Origin of the sequence: Streptomyces enissocaesilis (assembly GCF_039533765.1) — a bacterium.
In the GTDB taxonomy this organism is placed as follows: domain Bacteria; phylum Actinomycetota; class Actinomycetes; order Streptomycetales; family Streptomycetaceae; genus Streptomyces; species Streptomyces enissocaesilis.
Genome location: NZ_BAAAUD010000019.1, coordinates 1 through 19,922, shown reverse-complemented (window position 1 = coordinate 19,922; position 19,922 = coordinate 1). Strand labels below are relative to the sequence as shown.

The 19,922-nt window shown below is 70.8% G+C and carries 21 protein-coding genes and 1 pseudogene; 18 read left to right on the top strand and 4 right to left on the bottom strand.

The window, feature by feature from the left end; genetic code table 11:
* Positions 1 to 99 precede the first annotated feature (99 nt).
* Positions 100 to 741 (top strand): annotated as a pseudogene (locus ABD374_RS09625) (pyridine nucleotide-disulfide oxidoreductase); the annotation flags it as partial.
* 79 nt (positions 742 to 820) lie between these two features.
* On the top strand, positions 821 to 1,186 hold the full coding sequence (locus ABD374_RS09620; protein ID WP_344493487.1) for an ArsR/SmtB family transcription factor: 366 nt from the start codon (positions 821 to 823) through the stop codon (positions 1,184 to 1,186).
* A gap of 27 nt (positions 1,187 to 1,213) precedes the next feature.
* On the opposite strand, the gene ABD374_RS09615 is transcribed toward ABD374_RS09620, so the two are convergent.
* Complete coding sequence (locus ABD374_RS09615) at positions 1,214 to 1,621, bottom strand: arsenate reductase ArsC (RefSeq protein ID WP_344493485.1); 408 nt, start codon at positions 1,619 to 1,621, stop codon at positions 1,214 to 1,216.
* An 89-nt stretch (positions 1,622 to 1,710) separates the two neighbouring features.
* Here ABD374_RS09615 and ABD374_RS09610 point away from each other — a divergent pair, with 89 nt between their 5' ends.
* The 13 genes from ABD374_RS09610 (at position 1,711) to ABD374_RS09550 (ending at position 13,856) form a co-directional block, all read left to right on the top strand.
* Entirely contained in the window at positions 1,711 to 2,019 is a 309-nt protein-coding gene (locus tag ABD374_RS09610) for an ArsR/SmtB family transcription factor (protein ID WP_344493483.1), read from the top strand.
* A gap of 587 nt (positions 2,020 to 2,606) precedes the next feature.
* On the top strand, positions 2,607 to 3,857 hold the full coding sequence (arsL, locus tag ABD374_RS09605) for an arsinothricin biosynthesis radical SAM protein ArsL (protein ID WP_344493481.1): 1,251 nt from the start codon (positions 2,607 to 2,609) through the stop codon (positions 3,855 to 3,857).
* A gap of 30 nt (positions 3,858 to 3,887) precedes the next feature.
* On the top strand, positions 3,888 to 5,150 hold the full coding sequence (locus tag ABD374_RS09600; RefSeq protein ID WP_344493480.1) for a GNAT family N-acetyltransferase: 1,263 nt from the start codon (positions 3,888 to 3,890) through the stop codon (positions 5,148 to 5,150).
* A gap of 37 nt (positions 5,151 to 5,187) precedes the next feature.
* The gene (locus ABD374_RS09595) at positions 5,188 to 6,294 is read left to right on the top strand and encodes a GTP-binding protein (protein WP_344493479.1); all 1,107 of its coding nucleotides are present in this window, start codon (positions 5,188 to 5,190) and stop codon (positions 6,292 to 6,294) included.
* A gap of 18 nt (positions 6,295 to 6,312) precedes the next feature.
* Entirely contained in the window at positions 6,313 to 7,101 is a 789-nt protein-coding gene (locus ABD374_RS09590) for a methyltransferase domain-containing protein (protein WP_344493477.1), read from the top strand.
* A 69-nt stretch (positions 7,102 to 7,170) separates the two neighbouring features.
* Positions 7,171 to 8,250, top strand: coding sequence for an inorganic phosphate transporter (locus ABD374_RS09585; RefSeq protein ID WP_344493475.1), 1,080 nt, complete (start codon positions 7,171 to 7,173; stop codon positions 8,248 to 8,250).
* An 8-nt stretch (positions 8,251 to 8,258) separates the two neighbouring features.
* Positions 8,259 to 8,594, top strand: a complete 336-nt coding sequence (locus tag ABD374_RS09580) for an ArsR/SmtB family transcription factor (protein WP_344493473.1) — start codon at positions 8,259 to 8,261, stop codon at positions 8,592 to 8,594.
* Positions 8,595 to 8,667: 73 nt separating this feature from the next.
* Positions 8,668 to 9,936, top strand: coding sequence for an ATP-grasp domain-containing protein (locus ABD374_RS09575; RefSeq protein ID WP_344493471.1), 1,269 nt, complete (start codon positions 8,668 to 8,670; stop codon positions 9,934 to 9,936).
* Positions 9,937 to 9,989: 53 nt separating this feature from the next.
* Positions 9,990 to 11,000 carry an S-methyl-5-thioribose-1-phosphate isomerase gene (mtnA, locus tag ABD374_RS09570; protein WP_344493490.1) on the top strand — a complete coding sequence of 337 codons (1,011 nt, stop codon included), beginning with the start codon at positions 9,990 to 9,992 and terminating at the stop codon, positions 10,998 to 11,000.
* 4 nt (positions 11,001 to 11,004) lie between these two features.
* Positions 11,005 to 11,667, top strand: coding sequence for a methylthioribulose 1-phosphate dehydratase (gene mtnB, locus ABD374_RS09565; RefSeq protein ID WP_344493469.1), 663 nt, complete (start codon positions 11,005 to 11,007; stop codon positions 11,665 to 11,667).
* Positions 11,668 to 11,688: 21 nt separating this feature from the next.
* Positions 11,689 to 12,264 carry a 1,2-dihydroxy-3-keto-5-methylthiopentene dioxygenase gene (locus tag ABD374_RS09560; RefSeq protein WP_344493468.1) on the top strand — a complete coding sequence of 192 codons (576 nt, stop codon included), beginning with the start codon at positions 11,689 to 11,691 and terminating at the stop codon, positions 12,262 to 12,264.
* Position 12,265: 1 nt separating this feature from the next.
* On the top strand, positions 12,266 to 13,042 hold the full coding sequence (gene mtnC, locus ABD374_RS09555) for an acireductone synthase (RefSeq protein WP_344493466.1): 777 nt from the start codon (positions 12,266 to 12,268) through the stop codon (positions 13,040 to 13,042).
* Positions 13,035 to 13,856, top strand: coding sequence for an S-methyl-5'-thioadenosine phosphorylase (locus ABD374_RS09550; protein ID WP_344493464.1), 822 nt, complete (start codon positions 13,035 to 13,037; stop codon positions 13,854 to 13,856). Before mtnC ends, ABD374_RS09550 begins: the two co-directional genes overlap by 8 nt.
* Before the next feature lie 72 nt (positions 13,857 to 13,928).
* Here ABD374_RS09550 and ABD374_RS09545 read toward each other — a convergent pair whose 3' ends face one another.
* Entirely contained in the window at positions 13,929 to 14,450 is a 522-nt protein-coding gene (locus ABD374_RS09545) for a GNAT family N-acetyltransferase (RefSeq protein ID WP_344493462.1), read from the bottom strand.
* A gap of 136 nt (positions 14,451 to 14,586) precedes the next feature.
* Entirely contained in the window at positions 14,587 to 15,705 is a 1,119-nt protein-coding gene (locus tag ABD374_RS09540; RefSeq protein WP_344493460.1) for a permease, read from the bottom strand.
* A 397-nt stretch (positions 15,706 to 16,102) separates the two neighbouring features.
* Here ABD374_RS09540 and ABD374_RS09535 point away from each other — a divergent pair, with 397 nt between their 5' ends.
* The gene (locus tag ABD374_RS09535; RefSeq protein ID WP_344493458.1) at positions 16,103 to 16,432 is read left to right on the top strand and encodes an ArsR/SmtB family transcription factor; all 330 of its coding nucleotides are present in this window, start codon (positions 16,103 to 16,105) and stop codon (positions 16,430 to 16,432) included.
* An 11-nt stretch (positions 16,433 to 16,443) separates the two neighbouring features.
* Positions 16,444 to 16,836, top strand: coding sequence for an ArsR/SmtB family transcription factor (locus ABD374_RS09530; RefSeq protein ID WP_344493456.1), 393 nt, complete (start codon positions 16,444 to 16,446; stop codon positions 16,834 to 16,836).
* A gap of 344 nt (positions 16,837 to 17,180) precedes the next feature.
* Here ABD374_RS09530 and ABD374_RS09525 read toward each other — a convergent pair whose 3' ends face one another.
* Positions 17,181 to 17,543 (bottom strand): ArsR/SmtB family transcription factor, encoded by a 363-nt coding sequence (locus ABD374_RS09525; protein ID WP_344493454.1) that lies wholly within the window; start codon positions 17,541 to 17,543, stop codon positions 17,181 to 17,183.
* Between the two features lie 510 nt (positions 17,544 to 18,053).
* Between ABD374_RS09525 and ABD374_RS09520 the strand changes: the two genes are divergently transcribed.
* The gene (locus ABD374_RS09520; protein ID WP_344493452.1) at positions 18,054 to 19,415 is read left to right on the top strand and encodes an NAD(P)-binding domain-containing protein; all 1,362 of its coding nucleotides are present in this window, start codon (positions 18,054 to 18,056) and stop codon (positions 19,413 to 19,415) included.
* Positions 19,416 to 19,922 lie beyond the last annotated feature (507 nt).

Sequence of the window (19,922 nt, the reverse complement as noted above, 5' to 3'; positions counted from 1 at the left end):
CCGGCCGGCCGGGCTCCGGGCTGACAAGACGTACGGGTCACGCACGAACTGACGCCGATCCTTTGCCGTGCACACCCCGACAACGGGATCTCGACGGCCGGCGTCCAGTCGCACACCGTTGGTCACCGGTCGGCCGAGGGCTTCGCCGGGCAGCGCGTCGTCCTGGTCGGCGGGGGGGACTCCGGCGGCCGGATCGCCGCCGACCTCGCCTGCACGACCGAACTGACCCGGGTGACGAGGCGCCCGTCGCGCCACCTCCCCGACGACACCGACGGCCGCGCCCTGTTCGACGCGGTCACCTCCCGCCGCCGGGCGCTGGAAGCGGACCGCGCGGACACCGGGGGAGTGGCCTCGCCCGGCGGCATCGTCGCGGTGCCACCTGTTCGACAGGCCCGCGACGCGGGACTCCTCGAGCCCCGGCCGATGTTCAGCCGCCTCACCCCGAACGGAGTCGTGCGGGCGGACGGCGCGGCCGCCGAGTCCGGTGCGGCCATCTGGTGCACGGGCTTTCGCCCTGCTCTGTCCCCTCTGGCTCCGCTGGACCTGCGCGGCCCGCACGGCCGTATAACGACGACCGGTACCCGGGCCGTCGCCGAACCGCGCCCGCACCTGCTCGGCTACGGAGACCGGACCGGCCCCGCCTCCGCCACGCTCGTCGGCCGTCCCGCCCGCGAGGCCGCCTGTCGGATCGCGGATTACCCGGCTCGGCCAACCCCTCGCCACAGAGCGGCGGTTGGGTGACGTGAACGGCCGGTGAACGCCTCACCCGGGAGCGTCTCGCGGTTCGCGAACAGATCTTACGACCTCGTATGGTGAGCGGATGGCTATCTCTGCGACGGACATACCGATCGAAGATCTGAGCGAAGAGCGTTGCAGTCCTTGCACCCCGGGCCGGCTGATCGACCGCGAGGAGGTCGAGCTGACGGCCTCCAGGCTGAAGGCGCTCGCCGACCCCGCCCGGCTGCAGATGATCCATCTGATCCACCAGGCTCCGGCCGGTGAGCTGTGCGTGTGCGACCTCACCACCTCCATGCAGCTGGCGCAGTCGACGGTGAGCCGCCACTTGAAGATCCTCGTGAACGCCGGTTTCCTGCGCAGACAGCAGCGAGGCACGTGGGCATGGTTCTCGCTGCGACCGCAGGCCCTGCGCGAGCTGCAACAACGGGTCTTCCCCGCTATGGACTGATACCCGCACGGCGCCGCACCGCGGCCCTCACCTCGGCGAGTCGATGTCGGCGATGAGGTTCTCCACGAGTTCTCTGATCCCGTCGCGGATGGGGCGCACCGCCTCGACGCCCTGACCGGCGGGGTCCTTGAGCTCCCAGTCCAGGTAGCGCTTGCCCGGGAAGACGGGGCAGGTGTCGCCGCAGCCCATCGTGATGCACACGTCGGATTCCTCGACCGCCTCCGCGGTGAGAATCTTCGGGATCTCGGCGGACATGTCGATGCCGACCTCCCGCATCGCCTCCACCGCGGCCGGATTCACCGAAGCGGCCGGTGCCGAGCCGGCCGAACGGACCTCGATCCGGTCGCCGGCCAAGTGGCGCAGCCATGCCGCAGCCATCTGGGAACGGCCGGCGTTGTGCACGCACACGAACAGGACGGAGGGCCTACCAGACATCTGTTTTCTCCTCATATCCCCTCACCTGCAAGGGAGTTGCCGGTAGAAGCGGTTGACACCGGTTGTGATTGATGTGTCACGATCACACCATGCTGACGTCGGTAAACATGGAACTGCTCCGGGCCCTGGCGGACCCGCTCAGACTCCGCATCGTGTGCCTGCTCGCCCGTGAATCACTGTGCACGTCCCACCTCGTCCAGGAGACGGGCGCCCGGCAGACGAATCTCTCCAACCACCTGCGCGTCCTGAGGGAAGCGTCGGTCGTCGCGACCGAGCCGTGCGGGCGCTTCACCTACTACAAGCTCGACCCCGAGATGTTCGACGACCTCTCGGCGTTCTTCGGCGGCCTGGCCGAAAGCTCACGAGAAGCCGCGAACACCAAACGCCCCTGCGGCTAGCCCTCACGGCCCCCCTGGGCTCGATTCGCGCGGATGAGCGACCCACCCCCGACGCCCCGCAGGCCGGACCCAGGGCATGCGCGGGCGTCGCGATCCAGCCGCAAAGGTACCTCCTGAGGGCCTTCCCGGCGAGCCCCGCGAAGGACGCCGTCACGCCGGTCAGTGCCACCCGTTGATTGAATCGCGGAGCGCCGGCGCCGCTCGTGCTATCGATGGTTGCCGATTGATTTCAGCTGGACATCGACTGCGCCGACACTCTGGCGCAGCCATCGGCGGGGGCTGGCGGCGCAGGCGCGCCGCCCCATCGCGGTCACCCCGGCGCCGTGGCGCAAAGGCACCTGGCGACAGATCGCACGGTTCGGCCGACCGTCCGGTGACGCCCAATCCGGTCAGAACAGGCCAGTCGCGCTTCGCCCGGGCGTCCGATTGACGCCATTGCCCTTCGGCCATTCATCGATCTATTGACATACATCGCTTAACGCTGGCAGGGTTCCGGCCGTCGGCCGACAGAGCCGTTGCCGATCCGGGCTCGGACCCGGCCCGATCACGACCTGTCGCATTCCTTGATCACTCCCTGGGGGGGAAGTGTGAGCCAACCCCGTGTGCTCGTCGCCTCTGCTTTCGAAGCCGAGCTCCAACCTCTGACATCCGCGTGTGCGGCCGCCGCGCTGCAACACCACGGCGCCGACGTAGTCGGCTGGGACGCACATCTGCAGCCCGACGCCCTTCCCGAAGGGCCCTTCGACCTCACGTTGGTGTCCGTCCAGCAGTTCGAGGGCCTCGAACGCGGCATCAGTCTCGCCCGCAGGGTGTCCGAGGCCTACGGCACCACCGTCGTCACCTTCGGCCAGTACGCGCAGATGAACCACCGCGAGTTCCTCGAGGTCGTCGACGGCATCATCATGGAGGAACCCGAGCTCATCAGCGAGGAGCTCGCCCAGCTCGCCGCAGGCACCCTCGCCCTCGACGCCGTCCCCGCCCTGATGACCCGTCACGGCATGCGGCCCAAGCCCCCGCGCCGGCGCATCTCCGTGCCCAGGCCCGCCCGCGACCTGTTCCCCTCGCTCGTCCACTACCCCGCGCACCACTCGCCGTTCGGGCTGATGGGCAACATCGAGGTCTCGCGAGGCTGCCACCACAAGTGCACGTACTGCTCCGTCTACGGTGCCTACGACGGGGGAGTCGCGGCCTTCGACGCCGACACCGTCCTGGCCGACGCGCTGCAGCTCGCGGAGGAGGGCGTGCGCCACTTCTGCTTCATCGACGCCGAGTTCTTCAACTCCCGCACCATCGGCATCGGAGTCGTCGAGCGCCTGGTCGAGGCCATCGGCCCGATCACGTTCGAGTTCACTACGCGCGTCGACCACGTCCTGGACTACACCAAGGAACTGGAGAAGCTCGTCTCGCTGGGTCTGCGCCGCGTCACGTGCGCGCTGGAGTTCCCCTCGAACCGGATCCTGCGGATCTTCGACAAGCACATCGACGTCGACCACATGCGCGACGCGATCGCCGAAGCGGAGCGGATCGGTTTCGAGCTGTACCCGACCTTCATCCCGTTCACGCCGTGGATCGAGTACGAGGAACTCCTCGGCTTCGAGGACTGGCTGGTGGACACGGGCCTGGCTCGCGTCACCGACCCCACCGCGCTGCAGACCCGGCTGCTGCTGTTCAAGGGCTCCCCGCTGCTGTCCTCGCCGTGGATGGAGGACATCGCCACCGTCGACCGCGGCTTCTGGGTCGAGTGGACCCACCCCGACAAGCGCGTCGAGGAGCTGTGGCAGGAACGCCGCACGGACGCCGAGGACGCCGGCAAGATCCGCTGCTGCGTGAAGTGCTGACCCGCCCGCCCACAAGACAAGGACACTGACATGGGTGGATCACCCCGCGTCGTCATCTCGACCGGCCAGACCCTGCCGGACATGGACTGGTCCGGCGAACTCGCCGCACTCACCGACTCCTCGCCCTACCTCGGCCCCACCTGGCTGCGCGCGACGGAGAAGGTCCTCCCCGAGGCGCAGCCCTGGCACACCGTCGCCCACCGGGCCCGCGGTGAACTCGCCCTCCTGCCCGGCTACATCCTCACCACGCCGCCGGTCGTCGACCACGAGCCGCGCACCTACCTGGGCTGGCAGGCACCCTCCGGACAGGAAGTCTGCTGCGGTGCCGAGACCGACGCCGCGCGCAGCGCCGAGGTCGACGCCCTGGGCACCGAGCCCTTCTTCCCGACCCTGCTGCTCGGTTCCCCCCTGGGCTACCGGACGGAGATGGCCTACAACTTCTGGACGCCCACCCTGATGGGGTCCATCGTCGAGAAGCTGGTGCCCGCCGCGTTCGAGGCCGGCGTCCGCTGCATCGTCGCCCCCTGGATACCGGAGCGGCGGGGCAACGAGGCGCTGGTCAAGGCGTTCGACGCCGCCGGCGGGCAGAGCGCCTTCTGGGGCTACGAGGACTTCATGAGCCTGGACGCGCCGGACTGGCAGGGGCACCTCGCCGCCCTGCCGCTCAAGAAGCGCCAGCGCATCAAGGGCGACGTGCGCCGTGCCGAGGCGGCCGGCGTCACCATCCAGCGCGTCGACGGCACCGGAATCCGGCCCTACGTGACCCGTATCGCGGAGCTGACCTGCCTCAACCGCGAGAAGAACGGCGCGGGGGAGGAGCCCGAGCACATCGTCGGCATCCTCTCGGCCCTGATCGACGAGGGCGCGGACGTGCGCGCCTACCTCGGCTACAAGGACGGCGCCCTGGTCGCCACCTGCGTCACGATCCGCAAGAACCACCGGCTCTTCCCCAAGTGGGCGGGATTCGACTACGCGACGATCGGCGAGCGCAGCGGCATCTACTTCGCCCTGGTCCTCGACGCACCCGTCCGCGACGCCTACGCCGAAGGGCTGCGCACCGTCGAGTTCGGTGCCGGCGCCCACCGGGCGAAGGCCCTTCGGGGCTGCACCCCGCGCGCCGTCACCACCTCGATGCTGCTGTCCGACCCCGTTCTGCGGCCCCGGGCCGCGGCGTGGCTGGAGGCCTTCGGCCGAAGCCGGCGGGCAGCGTTCGGTGACGCGGCCCCCGCGCCCGCCCGGCCCGTGAACCTTCCCCTGCTGGGCAACTCCGCCGACAGCGGCTGCTGCGGCTGATCCGCCCGGGAACAACGACAAGGACGAGAAGGACAACATGATCACCTTCATCCCTCTGACCGGTTTCCTCGGGGCGGGCAAGACCACGACCATGACGGCCACGGCCCTGGCGCTGCAGGAGCAGGGCCGCAAGGTCGCGGTCATCACCAACGACCAGGGCGTGGAACTGGTCGACACGAAACTGGTGCGCAGCAAGCTCGACAGCGTCGCAGAGGTCACCGGCGGCTGTTTCTGCTGCAAGTTCGAGGACCTCGTCGAGGCGATCGTCGCCCTCGTCTCCTCGGACGACGTCGACACGGTGATCGCCGAGGCCGTCGGAAGCTGCACCGACCTGCAGGCCACCGTGGTGCGGCCCCTGCGCCAGTACTACGGCCAGGACATGGTCGTCGCGCCGCTGACCACCGTGGTCGACCCCCTGCGTCACCTTGCCTTCGCGCGTGCGGCCGAGCGGGGGGAGCCGGAGTCGGACCTGTCCTACCTCTTCCGCCAGCAGCTCACCGAGGCGGACGTCATCGCCGTGAACAAGCTGGACACCATCAGCGCCGAGCGGGCCGAGGACCTCCTCGACAGCCTGCGCAAGGCCCACCCGAACGCCAGGGTCGTCGGCTACTCCGCAGGCACGGGGGAGCACCTGGGCTCGCTGCTCCAGGCATGGCGGGCCCCCGCCACCAACGGGGACGTCCGGCTCGACATCGACTACGACCGCTACGCCGCCGCCGAGGCGCAGCTCGCCTGGATGAACCAGGAACTGGACCTGACCGCGGCAGGCGACAGCTTCGACGCGACCACCTGGGCCCGCACGCTCCTCGAGGACCTGTCCGCCTGGGCCCTGCGGAACGACGCGGTGATCGGCCACGCGAAGATCACGGTCGAACTGGCCGACGGCGACTTCGCCAAGCTCAGCCTCACCGAATCCGGCGCCGAGCCCACACTCGACCGCGCCGCCGCCTCCGCGCCCACCGGCGGCCGGGCCGTCGTCAACGCCCGCGTCGCCTGCGAACCCGACGCGCTGGACAGCGCCGTGACCCAGGCGGTCGCGGCCGCCGACCGCGCCGCCGGCGTCACCTCCTCGGCCACCACACCGGTGTCGTTCAAGCCCTCCTACCCTCGCCCGGTGCACCGCCTCGCCCCCGCCGGCGCCTGACCCGAAGGACCACCTGACATGACCGACACCACCACCGCCGGGACGCTGCAGGACGAGGTCCGCGAGTACTACCGGGCCAAGGCCGCCGAGGCCGAAAGCAGCGGTGCCTGCTGCTCCCCGGACCCGCAGACCTTCGGCCCGGCCGCCTACGACGAGATCGGCCCCGGCACGGCCCCGGACGCCGCGCTGCTCGCCAGCCTCGGGTGCGGCAACCCGAGCGCCGTCGCCGAACTCCGCGAAGGGGAAACGGTTCTGGACCTGGGCTCCGGGGGCGGTCTGGACGTCATCCTCAGCGCCCGCCGCGTCGGCCCCGACGGCCGCGTCTTCGGCCTGGACTTCCTGGAGGAGATGCTCGCCCTCGCCGCCCGCAACGTCGCCGACGCCGAGATCGACAACGTCGTGCTCCTCAAGGGCACGATCGAGTCCGTCCCGCTGCCCGCCGACACCGTCGACGTGATCATCTCCAACTGCGTGATCAACCTGTCGCTGAACAAGCCCGCCGTCTTCGCCGAGATGGCGCGCGTCCTGACGCCCGGTGGCCGCCTCGGCATCAGCGACGTCGTCGCCGAGGACCGTCTGGGTCCCGAGGAGCGGGCCGAGCGGGGCGGACACAGCCAGTGCATCGCCGGCGCCCTCTCGGTCTCCGAGTACAAGGAACTCCTGGACGCGGTCGGACTGAAGGACGCCGAGGTCGTCTTCACGCAGGAGGCCGCCGACGGTCTGCACGCCGCGATCATCCGCGCCCGCAAGCCCGCGGACCCCGGCGCCGAAGCACAGGAATGCGCGCCCGGCGGCTCCTGCTGCTGACAGCCGCCCGCATCCCGTCGACGGCCGCGGCGCGAGCCGCCGCGGCCCTCCACCCCCGGAGACACCGCCATGTCTTTCACCGTCGTACTCGTCTTCGTCCTGGTCGCGGCACTGGCCGCGGCCAACGGCAGCAATGACGTCCCCAAGGGCGTCGCCACCCTGGCCGGCGCGGGCGTGACGAAGTACCGCACCGCCATCATCTGGGGCACCGTCACCACCCTTGCCGGATGCGTCTGCTCCCTCGCCCTGGCCGAAAAGATGACCAAGCTCTTCTCCAAGGGCATCGTCACCGCGGAGCCCACCGAAGCCTTCGCCGTAGCCGTACTCGCCGGTGCCGTCAGCTGGGTGGCGCTGGCCACCCTCCTGCGCCTGCCGGTCTCCACCACCCACGCCCTGATCGGCGCGCTGCTCGGCGCCGGCCTGCTGCTCGCCTCGGACAGCATCGCCTGGACCGCGATCCCGAAGAAGCTCATCATTCCGCTGCTCACCAGCGTCGGCGTCGCCTACGGCATCTCGCTCGTGCTCGCACTGGTCTTCGGCCGCACCGCCCGCCGCGCCTCCGAACGCGACGCGGCCGCCCCGGCGCAGCCGTCGTCACCCGTGACGGGCGCCTCCGGCGACTCCGGGGCCGTACTCGCCCCCGAGCGCGTCACCGCACAGCAGGCCGACGCCCCGCGCCCCTCCGGCAACCGTGTGCTCACTGCCGCCCACTGGCTGACCAGCGGCGCCACCGGCTTCGCCCGGGGCCTCAACGACACCCCCAAGATCGTGGCCATCGGCGCCTTCGCGCTCGTCCCGGCCGGGATGACGACATGGCAGATCATGCTCCTCGTCGCCGGAGCCATGGCTCTGGGGTCGATCACCGGCGGCATGCGCATCGCCCAGCGACTGGGCGAGGGCGTCATCAAGATGAACCACAAGGAAGGCTTCCTGGCCAACCTCACCACCGCCACCCTCGTCGGCCTCGGCGCCGGCTACGGCCTGCCCATGTCCACCACCCACACCTCCACCGGCGCGATCGCCGGCTCCGCCGGCCCCAACCTCAGCCGGCTCAGCGGCAAGACCCTCCGGCACTTCCTGATCGCCTGGCTCGTCACGCCCCCCGTCGCCGCGGCCGCCGCAGCGGCTGTCTTCCTGGTGGTCCGCTGAGGATCGCCGTGCCCGACACCTCATGCGAACGGGCGGCCGCCGAGGAGTACGCCCGCTGGTTCCAGGCGCTGGCCGACCCGACGCGCATTCTCATCGTGCGCTTCCTCAGCGGCCGGCCGGAGCCTGTCCCGGCGGGCGTGATCGTCGACCACCTCGGACTCCACCAGTCGACCGTCTCGCACCACCTCAAAATCCTTCACCGCGTGCGGCTCCTCACCCGGCGCAGAGCGGGGGCCAGCATCCTGTACGCGGTGAACGCCCGCTGCGTCACCCAGCTTCCCCGCGCCGCCGGCATCCTCCTCGGATCCCCCGCCCGACCCCACCCACAGGCCGGTCCCGACTGACGCCCGACCGCCTGGGCGACGCCCGCCGCCCGACGGACCCCGTGTCGCCCCACGTCAAGAAAAGGTTCCCGCCATGGCCGCCGCACCCACGCCCCGTCCGTCCGCAGCCGATCCCGAGCGCCCCGTACTCCTCCTCGTAGGCAGCGGTGACCGCCGCTACCGCGAGTACATCGTCGCGGCGGTCTCCCAGCATTTCCGCCTGTGGCTGCTCGACGCCCACGAGGCGACCTGGCAGCTGCAGTACGTCGAGGGCACCACCCTGCTGGACACCAAGGACCCCGAGGAACTGCTGGCGGCGGCCCGCCCCGTCATGGAACAGCTCCCGGTCGCCGGCGTGTTCACCTACGACGAGTCCCTGGTCCACGCCGCCGCGCGGCTCGCTCAGGCCCTTGGTCTGCCCGGCAGCGCCCCGCAGGCCGTACTCGCGTGCCGTGACAAGGCGACCACCCGGGCCGTGCTCACCGCGGCTCAGATACCGCAGCCGGCCTGCACACCCGTCTCCAGCGCCGCACAGGCCCGCACGGCGGCCGACGCGACCGGCTACCCGGTGGTGATCAAAGCACGCGGCCTCGCCGGAAGCCTCGGTGTCGTCCGCGCCGACGACGGCGAAGCCGTCGAAGCGGCCTTCGAGGCGGCCAGCTCCGCCAACTACCCCGGAGTGCCCCGCTACGCCGCTGACGTGCTGGTCGAAGAGTTCTTGACCGGACCGGAGATCAGTGTGGACGCGGTCGTCGTCGACGGCGTGTGCACGCCCATGATCGTGGCGCGTAAGCAGCTCGGGATGGAACCGTACTTCGAGGAAACCGGCCACACGGTCGACGCCACCGACCCCCTGCTCCAGGACCCCGAGCTCCTGGACCAACTGCACCGCATCCACAAGGCTCTCGGCTTCGATCACGGCGCCACCCACACCGAGTTCAAACTCACCCCCGGGGGACCGCGCCTCGTCGAGATCAACGCCCGCCTCGGCGGCGACTTCATTCCCTACATCGGCATGCTCGCCACCGGCACCGACCCGGCCGTCGCAGCCGCCCACGTGGCCGCCGGCCTCACCCCCGACACCGCACCCAAGGCCCGCAGGACCGCCGCCGTGCGCTTCCTGTACCCGCAGGCCGACTGCGAAGCCGTCGAGGTGAGCGTCCACACCGAACGGTTCGGGCCCACGGTGCACAGCGCGGTCGCCACGGCCGGCCCCGGCACCCGGCTGGCCCTCCCGCCCAGGGCGTACATGAACCGCTACGGCTACGTCGTGGCCGTGGGCGAGGACGCCGGGCAGGTGGCTGCGGACCTGGCCGCCCCACAGGCCCTCGTCGAGCTCCGCTGCCGACCGCTGACCGACTGACACAAACGCCCCCGCCGCCCCCGCCGCCGAACGAGGAGCAGCCGCCCGTGAGCATGCCACCCGCCCAGCCGTCGTTGCGCTGGGAAGGCGACGCGATCGTCGCACTCGACCAACGAGCACTGCCCCTTGACCGACGGATGCTGCGCCTGGCCACCGTGGACGACGTCATCGACGCGATCGCGACCCTCGCGGTCCGCGGCGCACCGGCCATCGGGCTGGCGGGCGCCATGGGCGTCGCTCTGTCCGCCTTCGAGCATTGCCGGCCGGGCACCGCCGGCACCTGCGCGGAGGCCGTGCACCTGGACGCGCAGCGCCTCATCGCGGCCCGCCCCACGGCCGTCAACCTGGCCTGGGCCGTGCGACGCGCACTCGAGCGGGTGCCGGAAGGCGCCGACGCCGTGCTGCGGGAGACCACAGCCATGCTCCAGGAAGACATCACGACGAACCGGACGATGGTCGGGCACGCCGTCGACACCGTACTCGCCCACACCCCTGACAGACCGCTTCGCGTCCTGACCCACTGCAACACCGGACGTCTGGCGACCGCCGCCGTCGGAACGGCTCTCGGCACGATCGTCGCCCTCGCCGCGGCGGGCCGCATCGCCGAGGTCCTCGTCGGCGAAACGCGGCCCCTCCTCCAAGGAGCCCGCCTCACCACCTGGGAACTGGCCGAAGCGGGCGTCGCCCACCGCCTGTGCGTCGACTCCGCACCGGCAGCGGCCATGTCGCGGGGCCTCGTCGACTGCGTGCTGGTAGGAGCCGACCGCATCACCGCCAACGGGGACGTGGCCAACAAGATAGGCACCTACTCCCTGGCCGTAGCGGCAGCCCACCACCGCATCCCCTTCATCGTGGTGGCACCCGAGTCCTCCTGGGACAGATCGCTGGCCGATGGCAGCTCGATCCTGATCGAGGAGCGCGACGACGACGAGGTCACCGGCTTCGGCCCGGTGAAGAGCGCCCCGCCCGGAACGCGGACCTACAACCCCGCATTCGACGTCACGCCGGCGCAGCTGATCACCGCCATCGTCTCCGAGCACGGCGCCCACCGCCCCGAGAGGTGACTCCATGAGCTACACCCCGACCACCGTCGCCGCCCGGCAGACAGCCCAGCAGCTCGCCCAGTTCTCCCGCACCCTGTACGAACGCGGCTGGATGCCGGGAACGGCGGGCAACCTGTCCATGCGTGTGCCGCGCGCCCCCGGCCGGGCCCTGATCACCGCGAGCGGCCGGGACAAGGGCGACCTGCGCATCCAGGACATGGTGGAGATCGACGCCGAGACCGGCCGGCCGTCCCCGGGCCAGGACCGGGCTTCCGCCGAAACCTCCCTCCACGCGGCCCTGTACCGCACCACCGACGCCCAGGCCGTCATCCACGTGCACTCACCGCATGCCACCGCAGTCGCCCACCGCGCCGGACTCGACGGGGCCACCAGCGTCGTCCACATCGAGCGCTACGAACTGCTCAAGGGCCTCGGCCTCGACGACCCGGCGGCCGCGAAGCTGCCGGTCTTTCCCAACTGGGCCCGAGTCGACCGCATCGCCGAAGACATCGCCGCACACGTACCCGCCGACCCCGGCTGCCCACCGGGTCTGCTCATCGCCGACCACGGCATCACCGTATGGGGACAGACCCTCGGCCAGGCGAGGAACCGGCTCGAATGCCTGGAGGCACTCTGCCAGTTGCTCGTTCTCTCCCCGGCCGGGCTGAACGTCACCCGTGTCTCGTAGACCCCCGACGACAGGAACGCCATGACCCTCCTGCAGATCATGCCGGACGACGCACCGGACAGCGTCTTGCTGCGCACCCGGGACGACGACGTCATCGCACAGGCTCTGCGCGAGCAGTCGGTGGACTTCGCCAAGTGGCCCCTTCACCCCCGGGTGACGCCCCGCACGACGTCCGAAGACCTGCTCGCCGCCTACCGCCACGAGATCGACGAGCTCTGCGCCCGCCAAGGGCTGCGCCTGGTCGACGTCGCCCGCCTCCACCCCGAGGAGGGCACCCAGTGGCAGGAACGCGCGGCCGGGGCCAGGTCGGCGTTCCTCGAGGAGCACCGCCACGGCGAGGACGAAGTCCGCTTCTTCGCCCACGGCACGGGTTGCTTCTACCTGCACCTGGACGACCGGGTGTACGCCGTCGTGTGCGAGGCGGGCGACCTGCTGTCCGTACCGGCGGGAACGCGGCACTGGTTCGACATGGGGCCGATCCCCGACTTCGCCGCCATCCGGTTCTTCGAGAAGGAGGACGGCTGGGTCGGGGACTTCACCGAAGAGCCCGTCGCGGCCGGCTTCCCCCGGCTCGACGCGCTCCTGGAAGCGGGCTGACATGCTCGCTGCCGGCCCGGGCAACGTCCCGGCACAGGCGGTCGTACTCGATATCGAGGGAACCACCGGCTCCCTCTCGCACGTCCGCGACGTGCTGTTTCCCTACGCCCGTGAACGGTTCGACTCCTGGGCCGCCGCACACCGGGGCAGCCTCCCGTGGCAACGCGTACTCGACGCCGTCCGCACCCATGTCCACACCGACGACATCACCGAGAAGGACGCCCTCGCCCTCCTTCATCAGTGGGCCGACGCGGACGCCAAAGCGCCACCGCTGAAGACGCTGCAGGGGCTCATCTGGGCCGAAGGCTACGCGTCGGGCGCACTGCACGGCCATGTGTACGCCGACGTCCCGCGAGCCCTGGAACGCTGGAAAGCGCGAGGAACGGCCCGCTACATCTACTCCTCCGGTTCCGAGGCCGCGCAACGGGACTGGTTCGGGCACACCGCGTACGGAGATCTGCGCGGCCTGCTCGACGGCTACTTCGACCTGTCGTCGGCCGGCCCGAAAAAGAGCGTCGACTCCTACCGGGCCATCTCCCGGGCAGTCCGAGCGCCGGCCTCCCGTCTTCTCTTCGTGAGCGACGTCGGTGAGGAACTCGACGCGGCGGCGGAGGCCGGCTGGCAGACCGTGGCAGTACGCCGTCCCGGTGACGAACGCGGCCCCGTAGCGGGCCACCCGACCATCGCGTCCCTCGACCCCCTCCTCCCGGACGACGCTCCCACCGGGACCGTGTCCGGCTCACCGACCCACGCCGACAAGGAGCAGCACCATGGGTGACCCGCACGACGAGGCACCACGGGCGGACATCGCCGTCATCGGCGGAAGCGGCTTCTACGAGCTGCTGGAGTCGGCACAGCGCATCGACGTCACCACCCCCTACGGTGCGCCGTCGGACGCGGTGCACATCGGCCGGGTCGCCGGTCGCAGGGTGGCTTTCCTGCCCCGGCACGGCAGCCACCACGACCTCCCGCCGCACCGCATCAACTACCGCGCCAACATGTGGGCTCTGCGCTCACTGGGCGTGAGGCAGGTACTCGCCCCGTGTGCCGTGGGATCCCTGCGCCGCGCACTCGGCCCGGGGAGCATCGTCGTACCGGACCAGCTCGTCGACCGGACCGTGGGACGCGTGCAGACCTTCGCGGACCGCGGAGCGGCTCACGTGTCGTTCGCCGACCCGTACTGCGCCGCCGGGCGCTCAGCGGTGCTCAAGGCTGCCGCCGAGGCGGGCGTCCCGGCAACCGACGGCGGCGTCATGGTGGTCGTCGAGGGACCGCGGTTCTCCACGCGTGCCGAGTCGCAGTGGTTCGCTTCCGCCGGCTGGTCCCTGATCAACATGACCGGACACCCCGAAGCCGTGCTGGCACGTGAACTGGCCCTGTGCTACACGTCGATCGCCCTGGTGACCGACTACGACGCCGGCGTCGGGCGGGGGGAAGGAGTCTCCCAGGACGAGGTCTTCCAGGTCTTCGCACGCAACGTCCAGCGCCTGAAGGACCTGGTGCTGAAGACGGTCGACCTGATCGACCGCGAACGGACGTGCGCCTGCGTGTCCGCGCTGGACGGCATGGAAACGCCCTTCGATCTTCCCTAGATACGGTCTTCCCCGGGGAGACGGACTGCCTCCCCGTCCTGCGACGCCGCCGGTGGCCTCATGCCGGCGGCGTCAGCCGATGGCGGGGCTGCGACGCTCCATCAGCACCACGTCCCGCCACACGCCATGGTGGCGGGCCACCCGCTCTCGCCGCCCGATCACACGGAACCCGGCCGCCTCATGCAGCGCCGCACTGGCGACGTTCTCCGGAAAGATCCCTGCCTGGACGGTCCAGATCCCCGCCCTCTCCGTGGACTCGACCAGCGCTCCGAGCAGCGCGCGCCCCACTCCTCTGCCCCGTGCGGCGGGGGCGACGTAGACCGAGTGCTCGACCACCCCCGCGTACACCGGGCGCGCCGAGACGGGGGAGACGGCCGCCCAGCCGACGACCCGCCGATCGGTGCGGTCGAGTGCCACCAGCCGGTGGGCCGGCAGCTTAGAGGCGTCGAACGCGCTCCAGACCGGAGCGCGTGTCTCGAACGTGGCGTCGCCCTCGTCTATCCCCTGCTGGTAGATCGTCAGGACAGCTGCGGCATGTGCCTTGGTCATAGGGCACAGGACGAGCTCCGACGAAGACGGTGCTTGTGTTTCCACGGCTTCTCCTTCACCGCGGCGAGTGCTGTACGCGGTGTGTACCACTGGTCGTTGTGCCTGAAATGACAGTGCCCCTGCGGCGGGCGTGGTGGCCGCGCCGCAGGAGCCGAAGGGTCTTCCCGCCGGGAAACGTTCCTCAGAGGAGCGGCAGGGCCACGAGACCGATGGCGGTGCTGCCCAACAGGCCGACCCCGAGGTAGAACACGAAGACCTTCGTCTTCACGACACTCTTCACCGCGACCATCGCGGGGATCGTGGTCACGGCCCCTCCGAGAAGGAAGGTGACACCCGCCGCGGCCACCATGCCCTGGTCGAGCAGACCTTCGACGACGGGGATCGCGCCGACGCCGTTGAGGTAGAGCGGGACGCTGATGAGAGCGGCGAGCACGACCGAGAAGGCCCCGTCCGTGCCGAGGAGGCTGGACACGAAGTCGGTGGGAACGTAGCGGACGATGACCGCCTCGAGGACGATGGCCAGCAGGAGCCACCGGCCCAGGATGAGGGAGTCGCTCCAGATCTCCTTGAGGATCTCACCCGCGCGAAGGTTCTTGATGTCGCGCCGGACAAGGACCCGCCACGGCGTGCCGTCGTCGTCCGCGGCGTTCTGCGCCGGCGCGGCGGAGCAGGAGCCTGCGGCCGGGTCGGGCGTCGCGTCCGTACCTCCGCAGCCCCCCTCGGAACGGCCGCCCGACGTGCCGCCTCCGACCGTGACCGTGGCGGGCGCCGGGGACTTCGCTGCCGAGCACGCCGTTTCCGTCACGGGCACTTCGGTCTCCGAGCACGACGTGGCAGGCGCCGCTGCCGTGCTGTCGAGCAGAGGGTTGGCGAACCGTCCCCGACGCTCCAGCGCGAGCACCAGAAGACCCGCACCGAAACTCAGCACGAGGGCGCCGACCAGGCGAGCCGTCGCGATGGGGAAACCCAGCTGGGCGGCGGACAGGGCGTAGATCTCCGGGTCCATGGAAGGAGAGGCGACCCAGAAGGCCATGACCGCGGAGAGAGGTACGCCGGCTATCAGGAAGCGGCGGATCAGGGGAATGACAGTAAAGGAGCAGAAGGGGCTGAACGCCCCGATGGCGGTGACGATGGCGATACCGAGGACCCCTCGGTTCCCCTGGGAGAAGCTGCGCCGGGCCACCACGTCGATGGACAGCCGCTGGACGGCGATTCCAAGGACGATGGCGACCAGGAACCAGGGAAGGTAGTGCAGTACCTCGAGCAGCACGAACAGGCTGAGAGCCCGCAATTCGCCCATCGGGGAAACCTCTCTGAGACGGTGACACGTGAAGGAGGCGGCGCCGTGGGGAACGCACGGGAGACGTGGAGCACCGCCGAGGAGGCTCCGCCAGCACCTCGTTTAATCGAATATCGATGATAGACGATTAATGATGGGTGCGGCAATGCCTGGGGGTGCGGCGGGACCGCAGGGCCGGGCACGGGCCCCGGCGGGCCTGCTCGTCGATGGCCGCGCCCGGTCGGCCCAGGCTGGAAGCGGTGCGAGAGGGTGCTGGTGACGGGCGGCGGCGTCCTGATGTCGAGCGCCCGGCCGCGCCGATGGGGCGGGTTGCCTCCCGCGGCGGCCGCGGCGCCCCGTTTCTCGGCCGCCGCCGGCCTTGCCCTCGTACCCAGTCATCGAATAACATCGATGGATCATGAGCGGTACGATGAATGCCCAGCTGATCGATCGAAGCACGGCCGAGTCCTACGCGACGTGGTTCAAGGCCCTCTCCGACCCCACGCGCGTACAGATCCTCAACCTTCTCGCCCTCGCACCCGGGCCGATGAATGTCGGAGAGATCGTGGACCGGATGGGCGTCGGGCAGTCGACGGTGTCACACCACCTGAAGCTGCTTGCCGACGTGCGGTTCGTCCTGCGCGAGCGCCAGGGCACGTCCATGCTCTACTCGATCAACGTCGCCTGCGTCGCCTGCTTCCCCAGCGCGGCCGATGCCGTCATGGGCCGCCCCGCGGCCTCGGCCTGAGAAGCGGACCCATGCCTGACGCGAGCGCCCGCATATCCGGCCCCGCACCCCTCTGCTGCCCGCCCATCACGACCGCCGCGCTGTCCGAAGAGGCGGCGGAGGTCATGGCCGGGATGTTCAAAGCGCTGTCCGATCCGGTGAGGCTGAGGCTTCTCTCGCGGGTGGCCTCGCATCCGGCCGGCGAGGCGTGTGTGTGCGACATCGCGGACGTAGGTGTCTCTCAGCCCACGGTCAGCCACCACCTGAAAAAGCTCCGCGAAGCCGGCCTGCTCACTTCGGAACGCCGCGCCACCTGGGTGTACTACCGCCCGGCCCCAGGAGCGCTCGCCGCTCTCGGCGCTTTCCTGACCGAAACCGAGCCCGCTCGCGCAGAGGAGAAGGCGTTCACGGCGCGGAGCGCCTGAGGGCGGCGCGCGTGACGCCGCCGCGGGCCCCGAAGACACGAGCGCATTCATCCGGGTCTCGAAGTCCGACGTCGAGGCGATGACCGGGCCCGGGGGACGGCTCGGCTCCCGCCGGGCCGGATATGACCACGCCGACCGATTCGGGTCGTGCGCCCGAGCCCTGGTGGTCGGCGCTCGTTCTCGGAGTCTGTCGACGACCGTTCCTGCGGGTGACCTCGGAATCGAGAAGTCGCCCGGCGGAGGGCTTCGTCGATGCCTGACGGATCGCTGCAGCCTCACCGGCCGGGGCTGCGGTGCGTGGTCCCGACGGCGGCGGACGCGCTGTGGAGGCCCCCGTGGTCGGGTCAGGCCGTGGCCGCCTTGGTGAGGATCTGTCCCATGGCGGCGAGGACGGACGGTTCGACCCGGTAGTAGACCCAGGTGCCGCGCCGTTCGGAAGAGAGCAGTCCCGCTTCCCTGAGCTTCTTCAGGTGGTGGGAGACGGTCGGCTGGGAGACGCCCACGTCGGAGATGTCGCAGACGCACGCCTCCCCGCCCTGATGGGAGGCGACGGCCGAGAAGAGCCGCAGTCGGACCGGATCGCCGAGCGCCTTGAACATCTTTGCCGTCCGCTCGGCCTCCTCGGCCGTCAAGGGGCGCTCGTTCAGTGGCGGGCAGCACGGTTCGACGCCGGGCTCCAGAAGCGGCAGCACCTTCACATTCGACATGCTTGTATTTTGACATACGTCGAACCAGGTGGGTAGGGCTAAGGCTGACGCGGGTCCCGAGCCGGGCGGCGTGCCATGTGCCGGGCGTCACGTCCGCCCCGGCAAGGGCGCCGGTGGCAGGCTCCGCCGCGGCTCCGGGCCGACATGGGCGAGTCGCGGGTGTACGTCCGGGGCTCCGGTCGTGATGCCGCGGCCACCTCGTCCCGTCCAGGGCGCCGAGCGCGGCGAGGGAGTCGAGGTCCGGCCGGTGAACGGTGGCCGGGATGACCGTGTCCACCTCCTCCTTCGCGCCGTTGGCCCGGGTGAGGGCCGGGCCGTCGGTCGAAGTGAACAGCGGGCGGTGATCCGGTCGCCCTGCGGCGACGGCCGCGCGGTGGCGGCCGTCGCCGATGAATGCTCCGCCGCGCACCCCTTGGAATCGATGAATGTCTATGTTGACAGTTGTCGAATCAAGTGTGAGGCTGGCAGCACAAGAGATCGACGGGTGTCGAAACAGCTCAGGGAGTCGCCGTGAACACCAACACCACCGATCAGACCCGGTTGCCTGTCGTCGTGATCGGAGCGGGCCCCGTCGGCCTGGCCGCCGCGGCCCACCTGGCCGGGCGCGGCGTCGAAACCCTGGTTCTGGAGGCCGGGCCCGCCGCCGGTGGTGCGGTGCGCGAGTGGGGGCATGTGCGGCTCTTCTCCACCTGGGCCGAAGTCGTCGACCCGGCGGCCGAGAAGCTTCTCGCCCCGACCGGCTGGGTCGCACCCGACGGCGCCACCTACCCCTCGGGCGCGGACTGGGCGGAGAAGTACCTGCAGCCGCTCGCCGACGTACTCGGTGACAAGGTCCGCTACGGCACTGCCGTCACCGGCGTCTCCCGCCTCGGCCGCGACCGGATCGTGGACGCCGACCGCGACCGGCAACCCTTCACCGTCCGCGTCGCGCTCGCCGGCGGGATCGAGGAGCGGATCCTCGCCCGTGCCGTGATCGACGCCTCCGGTACCTGGTCCACCCCCGGGCCCATCGGCGCCGACGGCCTTCCGGCCATGGGGGAGAGGGCGGCGACCGCCCAGGTCGGCTACCGCGTGCCCGACCTCACGGACCCGGCTACGCGTGCCCGGTACGCCGGAAAGCGCACCGCTGTCATCGGTTCCGGGGCCTCCGCGTTCACCGCCCTCGCCCACCTCGCCGCCCTCGCCGGGCAGGAGGAAGACACCCACTCGGTGTGGATCCTGCGTCGCGGCATCAACGGCTCCACCTTCGGCGGCGGCGCGGCCGACCGGCTTCCCGCCCGCGGGGCCCTCGGCCTTGCCGCCAAGGCGGCCGTCGACGACGGGTACGCCGACGCGGTCACCGGATTCCGCACCGCTGCCGTCGAGCGGACCGGCGACCAGCTGGTGCTGGTCGCCGAGGACGGCCGGCGCCTGGACCCGGTCGACGAGATCATCGCCCTGACGGGCCTGCGCCCCGATGTCTCCTTCCTGTCCGAGCTGCGGCTCGGCCTGGACGAGCGCCTCCAGGCCCCGGTCGCGCTCGCGCCGCTGATCGACCCCAACCAGCACTCCTGCGGCACCGTCTACCCGCACGGCGTCAGCGAGCTCTCCCACCCGGAGAAGGACTTCTACCTCGTCGGCATGAAGAGCTACGGCCGTTCCACGGCCTTCCTCGCCATGACGGGGTACGAGCAGGTCCGCTCCATCGCCGCCGCCCTGGCCGGTGACCAGGAAGCCGCAGAACGCGTCGAACTCACCCTCCCCGAGACCGGAGTCTGCGGCGGCGCCGGCCTCTTCGACCAGCCCGAAGCCGAAGAGACCAGCGGCGGATGCTGCGCCGCCCCGGCCACGCTCACCGTCGGCGCCCCCGCCACCTCCACCGGCGGCCGCTGACCGACGTGCCGACCACCCAGGCCGGCGTGGCCGCGACCGGGACGGGGGTCCGGTCGCGGCCACGCGCCGTACTGCCCGCTCTGTGTGCCACCCAGATCACCGGCTGGGGTGCGTTGGGCTTCGGTGCAGCTGGGGTTCTCCAGATCGCGGCATGTCTCGTGAGGCAGGTGGATCCGTGGGGCCGCCCGGCGGGACGTACGACGAGTTGACGCAGAGCGTCCGCTGGCGCGGGGACGGCTGCTTCTCTTCCCGGTGTCCGGACGCCGGTGAACCGTGCGGCGCGAGCGCCGCGGCTCAGGAGCGAAAAGCAGCCGCTGTCCTTCTGCACCGCCTACTGCTGGGCCGCATCGGTGCGCAGCAAGGTCTGCAGAGGTCGCCAGTCGGTGAGGGGTGAGGGGGGTCGGAGTCGTCCTCTGGCGGAGCTGTCGGCGGCGACTTCGATCTGGATGTACTGGTCGCCGGAGAACACCCAGTAGCGGTTGTCGTGTCCGGGTACGGGGATGGCGG

Excerpts from the sequence above, each read along its gene's own strand:
- ABD374_RS09595 (WP_344493479.1), top strand. The coding sequence starts at position 5,188 with ATGATCACCTTCATCCCTCTGACCGGTTTCCTCGGGGCGGGCAAGACC.
- ABD374_RS09620 (WP_344493487.1), top strand. The coding sequence starts at position 821 with ATGGCTATCTCTGCGACGGACATACCGATCGAAGATCTGAGCGAAGAG.
- mtnA (WP_344493490.1), top strand. The coding sequence starts at position 9,990 with ATGCCACCCGCCCAGCCGTCGTTGCGCTGGGAAGGCGACGCGATCGTC.
- ABD374_RS09525 (WP_344493454.1), bottom strand. The coding sequence starts at position 17,543 with ATGTCGAATGTGAAGGTGCTGCCGCTTCTGGAGCCCGGCGTCGAACCG.
- ABD374_RS09540 (WP_344493460.1), bottom strand. The coding sequence starts at position 15,705 with ATGGGCGAATTGCGGGCTCTCAGCCTGTTCGTGCTGCTCGAGGTACTG.
- ABD374_RS09560 (WP_344493468.1), top strand. The coding sequence starts at position 11,689 with ATGACCCTCCTGCAGATCATGCCGGACGACGCACCGGACAGCGTCTTG.
- ABD374_RS09610 (WP_344493483.1), top strand. The coding sequence starts at position 1,711 with ATGCTGACGTCGGTAAACATGGAACTGCTCCGGGCCCTGGCGGACCCG.
- ABD374_RS09615 (WP_344493485.1), bottom strand. The coding sequence starts at position 1,621 with ATGTCTGGTAGGCCCTCCGTCCTGTTCGTGTGCGTGCACAACGCCGGC.
- ABD374_RS09600 (WP_344493480.1), top strand. The coding sequence starts at position 3,888 with ATGGGTGGATCACCCCGCGTCGTCATCTCGACCGGCCAGACCCTGCCG.
- mtnB (WP_344493469.1), top strand. The coding sequence starts at position 11,005 with ATGAGCTACACCCCGACCACCGTCGCCGCCCGGCAGACAGCCCAGCAG.
- ABD374_RS09535 (WP_344493458.1), top strand. The coding sequence starts at position 16,103 with ATGAGCGGTACGATGAATGCCCAGCTGATCGATCGAAGCACGGCCGAG.
- ABD374_RS09585 (WP_344493475.1), top strand. The coding sequence starts at position 7,171 with ATGTCTTTCACCGTCGTACTCGTCTTCGTCCTGGTCGCGGCACTGGCC.
- mtnC (WP_344493466.1), top strand. The coding sequence starts at position 12,266 with ATGCTCGCTGCCGGCCCGGGCAACGTCCCGGCACAGGCGGTCGTACTC.
- ABD374_RS09590 (WP_344493477.1), top strand. The coding sequence starts at position 6,313 with ATGACCGACACCACCACCGCCGGGACGCTGCAGGACGAGGTCCGCGAG.
- ABD374_RS09550 (WP_344493464.1), top strand. The coding sequence starts at position 13,035 with ATGGGTGACCCGCACGACGAGGCACCACGGGCGGACATCGCCGTCATC.
- ABD374_RS09530 (WP_344493456.1), top strand. The coding sequence starts at position 16,444 with ATGCCTGACGCGAGCGCCCGCATATCCGGCCCCGCACCCCTCTGCTGC.
- ABD374_RS09575 (WP_344493471.1), top strand. The coding sequence starts at position 8,668 with ATGGCCGCCGCACCCACGCCCCGTCCGTCCGCAGCCGATCCCGAGCGC.